The sequence below is a fragment of the Abyssibacter sp. genome (genome assembly GCF_964229365.1).
Taxonomy (GTDB): domain Bacteria; phylum Pseudomonadota; class Gammaproteobacteria; order Nevskiales; family OUC007; genus Abyssibacter.
In genome coordinates, this window is the sequence record NZ_CAXRDQ010000053.1 from 1 (window position 1) to 9357 (window position 9357).

The 9357-nt window shown below is 63.0% G+C and carries 14 protein-coding genes; all 14 read right to left on the reverse strand.

The window, feature by feature from the left end:
* Position 1: 1 nt before the first annotated feature.
* The gene (locus tag ACE1EY_RS08760) at positions 2–523 is read right to left on the reverse strand and encodes a phosphoenolpyruvate-utilizing N-terminal domain-containing protein (protein ID WP_370299975.1); all 522 of its coding nucleotides are present in this window, start codon (positions 521–523) and stop codon (positions 2–4) included.
* A gap of 34 nt (positions 524–557) precedes the next feature.
* Positions 558–827, reverse strand: coding sequence for an HPr family phosphocarrier protein (locus ACE1EY_RS08765; protein WP_291514461.1), 270 nt, complete (start codon positions 825–827; stop codon positions 558–560).
* Between the two features lie 13 nt (positions 828–840).
* Positions 841–1236, reverse strand: a complete 396-nt coding sequence (locus ACE1EY_RS08770; RefSeq protein WP_291514460.1) for a PTS fructose transporter subunit IIA — start codon at positions 1234–1236, stop codon at positions 841–843.
* The gene (gene rapZ / locus ACE1EY_RS08775) at positions 1233–2087 is read right to left on the reverse strand and encodes an RNase adapter RapZ (protein WP_291514459.1); all 855 of its coding nucleotides are present in this window, start codon (positions 2085–2087) and stop codon (positions 1233–1235) included. The genes ACE1EY_RS08770 and rapZ overlap by 4 nt, the downstream gene beginning before the upstream one ends.
* Positions 2078–2572, reverse strand: a complete 495-nt coding sequence (locus ACE1EY_RS08780) for a hypothetical protein (protein ID WP_291514458.1) — start codon at positions 2570–2572, stop codon at positions 2078–2080. Before ACE1EY_RS08780 ends, rapZ begins: the two co-directional genes overlap by 10 nt.
* A gap of 7 nt (positions 2573–2579) precedes the next feature.
* A complete protein-coding gene (locus ACE1EY_RS08785; protein ID WP_291514457.1) occupies positions 2580–3044 on the reverse strand; it encodes a PTS sugar transporter subunit IIA in 465 nt (154 codons plus the stop codon).
* A gap of 160 nt (positions 3045–3204) precedes the next feature.
* The gene (hpf, locus tag ACE1EY_RS08790; protein WP_291514456.1) at positions 3205–3531 is read right to left on the reverse strand and encodes a ribosome hibernation-promoting factor, HPF/YfiA family; all 327 of its coding nucleotides are present in this window, start codon (positions 3529–3531) and stop codon (positions 3205–3207) included.
* Between the two features lie 57 nt (positions 3532–3588).
* The gene (locus tag ACE1EY_RS08795) at positions 3589–5007 is read right to left on the reverse strand and encodes an RNA polymerase factor sigma-54 (protein ID WP_291514455.1); all 1419 of its coding nucleotides are present in this window, start codon (positions 5005–5007) and stop codon (positions 3589–3591) included.
* A 123-nt stretch (positions 5008–5130) separates the two neighbouring features.
* A complete protein-coding gene (lptB, locus tag ACE1EY_RS08800) occupies positions 5131–5859 on the reverse strand; it encodes an LPS export ABC transporter ATP-binding protein (protein WP_291514454.1) in 729 nt (242 codons plus the stop codon).
* Entirely contained in the window at positions 5856–6353 is a 498-nt protein-coding gene (lptA, locus tag ACE1EY_RS08805; protein WP_291514453.1) for a lipopolysaccharide transport periplasmic protein LptA, read from the reverse strand. Before lptA ends, lptB begins: the two co-directional genes overlap by 4 nt.
* On the reverse strand, positions 6346–6930 hold the full coding sequence (gene lptC, locus ACE1EY_RS08810; protein ID WP_291514452.1) for an LPS export ABC transporter periplasmic protein LptC: 585 nt from the start codon (positions 6928–6930) through the stop codon (positions 6346–6348). The genes lptA and lptC overlap by 8 nt, the downstream gene beginning before the upstream one ends.
* Positions 6927–7427: an HAD-IIIA family hydrolase gene (locus ACE1EY_RS08815; RefSeq protein ID WP_291514451.1), complete on the reverse strand. Its 501-nt coding sequence runs from the start codon at positions 7425–7427 to the stop codon at positions 6927–6929. The genes lptC and ACE1EY_RS08815 overlap by 4 nt, the downstream gene beginning before the upstream one ends.
* The gene (locus tag ACE1EY_RS08820; RefSeq protein WP_291514450.1) at positions 7420–8400 is read right to left on the reverse strand and encodes a KpsF/GutQ family sugar-phosphate isomerase; all 981 of its coding nucleotides are present in this window, start codon (positions 8398–8400) and stop codon (positions 7420–7422) included. The genes ACE1EY_RS08815 and ACE1EY_RS08820 overlap by 8 nt, the downstream gene beginning before the upstream one ends.
* Positions 8401–8406: 6 nt before the next feature.
* Positions 8407–9357, reverse strand: a 951-nt coding sequence (locus tag ACE1EY_RS08825; protein ID WP_370299976.1) for a calcium/sodium antiporter, incomplete at its 5' end; no start/stop codon positions are given.

Consider the following 9357-nt stretch of genomic DNA (forward strand, 5'->3'; position numbering starts at 1 on the left):
TTCAGACGTGTGCTCTTCCGATCTCAGCCACGACGATGGAGGTCCCTTCATGCGCGGCCTCGCGCGTGCCCAGGGGCTTGTCGTTCTTCAGCAAAATGCGCTGGATTTGCGAGACGACGTGTTCGACATCATCGCGGCGGCTGCGCAGATACGGGTCTTCCATCGCCTCGAACACGCGGATCAGCGTGTCGCGCTGGCTTTTCAGCGAGGCTTCGGCGTTGACGCCGCGCTCGCTGATCAGTTCTTCCACCGCTTCGGAGAACGCGCGGTCCTCCAGCATCAGCATATGTGATTCGATGAAGGCCGAAATTTCGCCGGGGGTCCCCTTGGGAATCCGCTCCTGCACGTCCTTGAGCTGTGTTCGGGCCCGCCGCAGGGCCGAACGGTAGCGCCTGATTTCGGCCCCGACTTCGAAGGGTTCCAGCGCGTACTCGGGTATGTCCAGATCGCCGGAGACGATCTTCAGCGCGCGACCGATGGCAATGCCGCGCGCGACACCAATGCCCGAGAGCCAAAGGCTCATGCCAGCGGCTCTCGTCCTGTATGCCGGCGTCTGGTCACGCGTCCTCGCCGAAGCGGTCGGCGATCAGGGCTGCGACCGCTTCCAGCGCGGCCTCCGCGTCGGCGCCTTCGGTCTCCAGTTCCAACTCGGTGCCTTTGCCGGCGGCGAGCATCATCAATCCCATCATGCTTTTACCGCTGACCTCGCGGTCGCCGCGGCGCAGCGTCACCCGACTTTCGAACTGCCGTGAACAGGTCACGAGCTTGGCCGTTGCCCGTGCGTGCAGGCCGAGTTTGTTCACAATCGTGACGGTCGTGTTTGGCATGGCGATGGTCTGATCAGTCCGGGTGCTGGCAGTCGACGATACCGCGTCGTCCGCCCTCGATGGCGGCAGTCGACAGCGCATCCAGGGCCTGGTCGTGGTAGTTGAAGACCCGCAGCAGCATCGGCATGTTCACGCCGGCCACGACGCGCGTGCGCTGATCGGTCGCCACGCGCGTGGCCAGGTTGCCCGGTGTGGATCCATAGGCGTCGGTGAGGATGAGCACGCCGTCGCCAGAATCCAGCCGTTCGATCATGCGAGTGCCCTGGCGGATGAGTACCTCGGTGTCCTGAACGCGGCGCACTTCGAGGATATCGGTGTCCAGCGGCAGTTCGCCGATTACGTCCCGCACGGTGGCGAGCAGGTGCTGGCCTAGCCGGCCGTGGGTGACGAGCAGAAGTCCGCAGCTCATGCCAATTCCGAATGTCTGATTTGAATCGCCCGGCCGGCCGCGCGAAAGCGCTCTGCTAGCGCCTCCACGAGGTAGACGGATCGGTGCCGGCCGCCGGTGCAGCCGATGCCCACGGTGATGTAGGTTCGGTCCTGCCCCTCGAAGGCAGGCAGCCAACGGTCGAGAAAGCTGGCGATGTCGTTCTCCAGGGCCTGGCAGGCGGGCAGGCTGGCGAGGTAGTCGGCAACATCCGCATCCTGCCCGGTCTGCGGCTTGAGCGCCGGTTTCCAGTGGGGGTTGGGCAGGCAGCGTACGTCGAACACGTAGTCGACATCATCCGGCACGCCGTACTTGAAGCCAAATGACAGGAACAACACCGTTAGAGGGGCATCGGGCGTGCCGCCGATACGATGTCGCACGCGTTCGCGCAGTTCGTGGACGTTGGTTTTGGATGTATCGAGGATGATCTCGGCGCAATCGGCGATCGGATCAAGCAGCGTGCGTTCGGTGGCGATCGCATCGCGCAGCGTGATGTCGGCATCGGTCAACGGATGCTTGCGCCGGGTTTCGCTGAAACGTCGCAGCAGAACGTCTTCGTCGGCTTCCAGGAATAGCGTCGAGACGCGAACCCCCCGCGCGCGCAGCGCAGTGATGTGCTCGCTGTACCCGCGTAGCTCGTTGCGCGATGCACGCGCATCAACGCCAACCGCGAGCTGGCGCGGCGCTTCAGGCGCCGCTTCGGCATGCGTTGCCAGGGAATCCAGCAAGGCCATCGGCAGGTTGTCGATGCAGAAATACCCCTGATCTTCCAGCACGCGCAGCGCGACCGACTTGCCGGCCCCGGACAGGCCGCTGACGACAATCAGTTCCACGTGGCGGCTCCGGTGGTTTCGGCGGCTTTGCGGTGCAGTCCGGCAGCAAGGACGGCGGTCTCGATCAGCTCGGGTGAGGCGGGCGCAGCATCGACCGGGATGGACCAGCCAGGCAAGGTCGTGCCAAGAAACTCGAAGGATCGCGGCCGCGAGCCTGATAGCGGTCTGGCGTCGGTTTCCGGGGTTCGGGTCAGTTCGATCAGGAGATCAACCGGGGTGGACGCCTGAATCGCCGCGGGGCCGAGCAGGGACGGCACGTTGATCACGCCGATGCCCCGCAGTTGCAGGCGACCGTGAAGGGCATCCGACGCGCGGCCGATCCAGCGGTTGGCATGACATTCGAACGCCGGTGCGTCGTCGGCGACCAGGGCATGACCGCGACGGATCAGGCGTAGTGCCAATTCGCTCTTGCCGGTGCCGCTATCGCCGGTCAGGAATACGCCGCACCCGTACATGGCCATCAGGACGCCGTGCCGGGTGGTCAAGTTCGGATCAGGCCTGAGCCGGCAGTTCCGAGACGATGTGCTCATGCAACGCCTCGTCCGAGGTGGCATCGCGCATCGCCTGAACGAATGCGTCGTCGGACAACCGCTCCGCGATGGTCTTGAGGATTTCCAGATGGGTTTGCATCGCATCCTGCGGGACCAGCAGGCCGAAGATCAGATCGACCTTCGAGCCGTCATCGGCGTCGTAGTCGATACCGGATTCAAGGCGGACAAAGGCCGCGGCAGGTTTGTCCAGACCACGCATGCGGCCGTGGGGAATCGCAACGCCACCTTTCAAGGCCGTGCTGCCCAGCTTTTCACGATTGACCAGGCTGGTCAGCACGTCGGATGCGCTGAGGTCAGGAGCCACTTCAACCAGCAGCTTGGACAATTCTTCGAGTGCGCGCTTCTTGCTCGCGATCGATCCGAGTGTGCGGACCTGGGCAGGCGCGAGGAGATCAGCTAGTTCCATTGGAAATCTCCGTGACGAGTCGGTAGGCGGTGAATGATCAGTGGGCGTTAGTGTAACAACCAAAACGAAGCGAGGCCGGGTCGCTAAGCGGCCCCGGCCTCGCTGGTTTGGGCTCCTCCCTCGGGCAACCGTTACCGGTCTCCCAGGAAACCCGACGTGTTTACTGCAGCATCTCTGCGATGCGTTGCGGTCCCTTGCCGTGATGGTTGGTGACTCGTTCCTTGAAGCGTCGGGTCTGGCGATCCAGCTTGTCGATCAACTGGTCAATCGCCTTGTACATGTCGTCTGCGACGGCCTCCGCATGGAGGTTCTTGCCGCTGGCGTGGAGTGTTGCCTCCGCCTTGTGTCGAATCTTTTCGACGGTGAGGACGACCTCAGCATCGATCAGATGATCGAAATGCCGCTCGACTCGGGACAGCTTTTGCGTGACGAAATCACGCATCGCATCGGTGAGCTCGACGTGGTGGCCGGAGATATTTAGGTTCATGCGTTCACTCCTGAATCTGAAATCATTCGACGGCCCCCGAAAGTGGAAGTCGTCGGGTCAGACCAAGCGGCGACGCTCGTGGGAAGGTGGCAGGTCCATCGCTTCTCGATATTTTGCGACGGTGCGCCGTGCAACCTGGATGCCGTCTTCCAGCAGCAGTTTGGCAATGCGGCTGTCGGACAGTGGCTTCTCAGGAGACTCTTCCTTGATCATGCGCCGAATCATGGCCTGGATCGCGGTTGCTGAGCACTGACCTCCTTCCACGGTAGACACGTGGCTTGAGAAGAAATATTTCAACTCGAACAGCCCACGCGGCGTGTGCATGTATTTCGACGAGGTCGCACGCGACACCGTCGACTCATGCACGCCGAGCTGCTCGGCTACGTCCCTCAGGACGAGAGGCTTCATCGCCTCCTCACCATATTCCAGAAAAGCACGCTGCTGTTCAATGATGCACTGCGCAACGCGTAGCAGAGTCTCATTGCGGCTCTTGAGGCTGTTCAGGAAGTAACGCGCCTCCTGCAGGTGCTGTTTCATGCACTGCTGGTCTTCGCTCTGATCTGCGCGCTTAACCAAGCCCAGATAGTCAGTATTGATCCGCAGCTTGGGCGTGATGTCGGGATTCAGCGAAACCGACCAGCGCCCCTGGCGCTTGCTCACGAAGACTTCGGGAGCGACATATTCGGCTTCGTGGTCGACAAAATCAGCCCCAGGATGGGGTTGCAGGTTGCGAATGAGGTCGACGGATTCGGCAATGACATCGACCGGTTGCCGCAGCACCCGCGACAGGCCGCGCAGGTCGTTCCGGGCGAGCAATTCCAGATGCTCGGCTGCGATGTCCTTGGCCAGGTCGACCACCGGCCCGCGATTCAGGCCATCGAGTTGCAGGCAAAGGCATTCAGCCAGGTGACGTGCGCAAACACCGGCCGGATCGAAACGTTGCACGGTGTCGAGCACGGGCGCGATGGCATCTGGTGTGTAGCCAAGTTCGAGCAGTCGCTGCTCCACCACAGGCCAGTCCGCAATGTAGCCGCGATCGTCGACGGCATCGATCAGGTGTGCGGCAATGTCGTTCTCGGCCGCCGACAGGCTCGCCAGATCCGCCTGCCAAGCGAGATGTTCGCGCAGGCTGGTCTTGCGATGCAGGTTCGCCTGACGGTACTCGTACCAGGCTTCGTCGGCTTCGCGCGAGCGGTGCGACGTGCCGTCGTAGATATCGGTCCATTCTGCGTCGACGGGTAACTCGTCGGGGATGGCTTCGTCGTTGGTTTTTGAATCGGCCGCGTCTTGGGCCGGCGTTTCGTCGGGGGCAGCGTCGATGTCCTCCGCGTGTTCCAACATCATGTTGGAGTCCAGCGCTTGCTGAATTTCCTGTTGGAGATCCAGCGTGGAGAGCTGGAGCATGCGGATGGCTTGCTGCAGCGCCGGCGTCATCGCCAGCGACTGACCCATGCGTAGTGCAAGGGCTGGACGCATTACTGTTCGGAGTGGCTAATGGGCATGGCTTGAAGATACGCCCCAGCAATCCGCTGACGCAAGCGGATGGCAGTATTCTTGCTTAACAAGAAATTAATATTTGCAATTCGCGATGCGTCGTGGCTAAAGCTGGAACGTATCGCCCAGATAAACAGCCCGAACCTGCGGATTGTCGAGGATCGTTTCGGGTGGACCCTCCGCAATGACTTCACCGTCGGACAGAATGTAGGCGCGTGAACAAATGCCGAGCGTTTCACGCACGTTGTGGTCGGTGATCAACACGCCGATGCCACGATCCTGCAGGTGCCGGATGATCTGTTGTATGTCGCCCACGGAGATCGGGTCGACGCCGGCGAAGGGTTCGTCCAGCAGGATGAACTGCGGATCCGCCGCCAGTGCGCGGGCAATTTCCACCCGCCGACGCTCACCGCCTGACAAGCTCATGCCCAGGGTGTCGCGCACATGCTCTATGTGCAGTTCGCCGAGCAGGCCTTCGAGTAGCTCCTGGCGTTGCGCCTTGGACAGGGATCGCCGGGTTTCCAGGATTGCGAGGATATTTTCGGCCACCGTGAGTTTGCGAAACACGGACGCTTCCTGCGGGAGATACCCCACACCCAGGCGTGCACGTGTATGCATCGGCATGCGGCTGATGTCTCGTTCGCCCAGCGTAATCCGGCCTGCATCGGCGGCGACCAGCCCGACAATCATGTAGAACGAAGTCGTTTTACCGGCGCCGTTTGGGCCAAGCAGGCCGACGACTTCGCCGGCGTTGACGTGGATGCTCACATCCTTGACCACGGTGCGCTTCTTGTAGCTCTTGCGCAGATTGCGGGCGCGTAGCGTCGTGCTCATGGCGCGTTGCTGACATCAGGGGCGGGGATGGTGATGCGGACCCGTTCGGAGTCGCCGCCGGCGGCGCGCATGCGCTGGTCGGCCAGGTTGTACTCGATCTTTCCGGCACTTAGCGTGTCGGCGCCGCGTTCGATGCGGGCGCCGCCTTCCAGTGTCAGTTGCCGTGAGCCGGTGTCGTAGGTCATTGAGGTTGCGGTGGCGGTGATCGGCCCGTCGGCATTGTCAGGCGTGTGTGTCAGGCGTGCAGGTTGGCCTTCCATCGTTGCACGTAGCTGGCCGTTGCTGGGTCGCCGAATGGTCAGGCGGTCACCGGTCAGGTCGATGCCTTGCTGCTGTAGCTGGACGTTGCCGGAATAGACGCTATAGCCCTGCGATTCATCGAGTTCCGCGCGATCGGCGTCCACGGTCAGCCGGCCAGTCTGGGCCAGGGCGGTGGTGGGCAGCAGGGTCAGCCCCGTTAGCAGCAGCGGCACGAGCCGGTTCAGTTTATTCATCGATTTCGGCCCGTACCCGGTTCAACAGTTCCACTTGTGTCCCCTGGAAATCGGCGACGAGGCCGATCGCTTCCACGTGCTTGTCCGGGCTGCGCAGCTCAACCGGTGCCTCCGAACGCAAGGTTTCGGATTCGAGTTCTACCAGCAACTGTTCGGTGTTGAAGTCCACCGGAACCCCGGCTTCGTCCCGTCCATGGACATTCACGGCGCCGGTCAGTTCGATGCGGTCCTGGCTGGGCGGCACGCGGCCGCTGGGTGCGGACAAGGTCCAGACACTTTGCCGACCGCCAAGATAGTCGACATCCACCGTGCTCAATGCCAGCGAACCGTCGGCGAAGTAGGTCGCGCGATCGGCGGTGGCGCGGTACTCAAGTTGGCCGTCGTCGCCGAAGCGGCGCAAGCGCATGTCTGCCAGATAGGAGCGGGCATCCGGCGGCGGAGCGGCGATGTTCTCGGGTGGCGACGAGTCGCCTTGCAGCAGCGCGATCCCGACGGCGCCCATGATCGCAACCGCCAGCAGGGGGATCCCGGGCGCGGTCAGCGCGCTCATGCGTAGCCGGCTCTTGCGCTCACTCACTGCTGGGCATCCAGAATCAGGTCACAGGCTTCGCGTACGGCGCCATGTCCGCCATCGAACTGGCTGATCCAGTCCGCCGCAGCCTGGGCCGAGTGGTGGGCGTTGGCGACGGTCAATGCCAGCCCGGCACGCTGCATGATGGGTACATCCGGCGCGTCGTCGCCCATGCAGGCCACCTGCTGATCGTCCAGACCCAGTGCATCAACGAGGTGTTCATAGGCCGGCAGTTTCACCCGCGTGGACAGGACGATGTGCTCCACGCCCAGCTTGCGCAGTCGCTGTTCGTAGGCTGGGGATGGCCGACCGCTGATGACGGCGACATGAATGCCGGCGTCGACGAGCAGGCGCAGGCCGAGGCCGTCGCGCACGCTGGAGGTCTTGAGCTCGGTGCCGTCGGGGGCAAGGTAGAGCTTGCCATCGGTCAGCACGCCATCGATATCGAAGATGACCAGGCGGATTTTCGATGCGCGTTCGCGGATGTCGTGGGGTTCAGACAACGCCAGCTCTCAGCAGGTCATGCATATGAAGAAGCCCGGTGACGCGTTGATGGTCGTCGCGAACCACCAGGGTGGTGATGCTGAAATCCTGCATGATCTTGACGGCTTCTGCAGCCAGCGTGCCGGGGGCGATCACCTTGGGGTTCTTGGCCATCACCGAGGCGATTGGCGTTTTGTGGACATCGAGTCCGCCGTCCAGCGTGCGGCGCAGGTCGCCATCTGTGTAGATGCCGACCATTCGGCCTTCGGTGTCGTCGATCACGGTCATGCCCAGGCCTTTCTGTGTCATCTCGACCAGTGCCTCGGCGACGGTGACGGTCTCCGCCACTCGGGGGATATCGTCACCGCTGTGCAGCAGATCATCGATTTTCAGCAGCAGGCGGCGTCCGAGCGAGCCACCCGGATGCGACAGTGCGAAATCCGCTTCGGTGAACCCGCGGGCCTCAAGCAGCGCAACGGCCAGCGCATCGCCCATCGCCAGTGTCGCGGTCGTGCTGGCGGTGGGTGCCAGATTCAGCGGGCAGGCTTCCTTGTTGACGCCGACGTCCAGATGAACATCGGCCATGCGTGCCAACGTCGAATCTGCCCGGCCTGTCATCGCGATGAGCGGCACGCCGAGCCGCTTGATGACGGGGAGAATGGCGGTGATCTCTGCCGTCTCGCCCGAGTTTGACAACGCGAGGACCACATCGGCGCGTGTGATCATGCCGAGATCGCCGTGGCTGGCTTCGCCGGGGTGGACGAAGAACGCGGGGGTGCCGGTGCTTGCCAATGTCGCCGCGATCTTGTTGCCGATATGGCCCGACTTGCCCATGCCGACGACCACGATTCGCGCGGTGCAGGCGATGCAGAGCTCACAGGCACGGACGAACGCATCGTCGATCCGGTCGATTAGATGGTCGATGGCATCGCGCTCAATCTGCAATACGGACTGGCCAAGGCGACGAATTTGTTCTGGGTGCAGTGACGTCATGGTTTGTTATCCGGAGATGAGCAGAAGAGTCTCATAGCCCACAAAGGCGACGAGCAGCAGGCTGCCCTCGATGCGCGTGATCTGCCCGCGTCCACGCCAGCCCGCGCACATCAGAAACATCAGCGCCGTGAGGGCGAGCATGACCGGCATGTCGCGTGTCAGCACCGCGGCATCGACGAGTCCCGGACTCAACCAGGCTGGCATTGCGAGTACCACCAGCAGGTTGAACAGGTTGGAGCCCAGTACATTGCCCAGTGCGATCTCGGGTTCGCCCTTGAGGGCGCCGGCCACGGAGGCGGCCAGTTCCGGCAGGCTGGTCCCCAGTGCGACGATGGTGAGCCCGATCACCAGATCGCTGATCCCGAAGGTGTTGGCGACGTTGACCGCGCCCCAGACCAGCAACTGCGAGGACAGCGGCAGCAGAATCAGTCCGACGACCGTCCACAGAATGGCGCGCCCCATCGGTGCCTGCTCGGGGACATCGACGGCCAGATCGTCTCCCGCCGCGAGTGGCGCTCCGACTTTCGCCATTCGGGCCATCCAGACCAAGACCGCGATCAGGGCGGCCAGTAGTACGACACCATCCGCGCGGTCGAGCTGGCGGTCCCACATCAGCACGAAGGCGCCGATGCAGACGACGGACAGGACAGGCAGCTCGCGCTTGAGGACCGAGCTGTTCACGACCAACGGCGTGACCAGCGCCGTGACGCCCAGGATCAGCGCGATATTAGTGACGTTCGAGCCAATGGCATTGCCGATGGCCAGTCCGGACTTGCCTTGAAGCGCGGCCACCGCCGCGACAAACATCTCCGGTGCCGATGTGCCTAGCCCCACCACGGTGAGTCCGACCAGCAGCTTGGGTACGCCCAGATCCTGCGCCAGGGCGGCGGCACCGGCGATGAACCGGTCCGCGCCCCAGATCAGCAGGACGAATCCGACGGCGATGGCGAGGACGCT

What these genes read in the sequence shown, in the direction of transcription:
- ACE1EY_RS08760 (WP_370299975.1), bottom strand. Translation starts at nt 523, where the DNA reads ATGAGCCTTTGGCTCTCGGGCATTGGTGTCGCGCGCGGCATTGCCATC.
- ACE1EY_RS08765 (WP_291514461.1), bottom strand. Translation starts at nt 827, where the DNA reads ATGCCAAACACGACCGTCACGATTGTGAACAAACTCGGCCTGCACGCA.
- ACE1EY_RS08770 (WP_291514460.1), bottom strand. Translation starts at nt 1,236, where the DNA reads ATGAGCTGCGGACTTCTGCTCGTCACCCACGGCCGGCTAGGCCAGCAC.
- ACE1EY_RS08785 (WP_291514457.1), bottom strand. Translation starts at nt 3,044, where the DNA reads ATGGAACTAGCTGATCTCCTCGCGCCTGCCCAGGTCCGCACACTCGGA.
- hpf (WP_291514456.1), bottom strand. Translation starts at nt 3,531, where the DNA reads ATGAACCTAAATATCTCCGGCCACCACGTCGAGCTCACCGATGCGATG.
- ACE1EY_RS08795 (WP_291514455.1), bottom strand. Translation starts at nt 5,007, where the DNA reads ATGCGTCCAGCCCTTGCACTACGCATGGGTCAGTCGCTGGCGATGACG.
- lptB (WP_291514454.1), bottom strand. Translation starts at nt 5,859, where the DNA reads ATGAGCACGACGCTACGCGCCCGCAATCTGCGCAAGAGCTACAAGAAG.
- lptA (WP_291514453.1), bottom strand. Translation starts at nt 6,353, where the DNA reads ATGAATAAACTGAACCGGCTCGTGCCGCTGCTGCTAACGGGGCTGACC.
- ACE1EY_RS08820 (WP_291514450.1), bottom strand. Translation starts at nt 8,400, where the DNA reads ATGACGTCACTGCACCCAGAACAAATTCGTCGCCTTGGCCAGTCCGTA.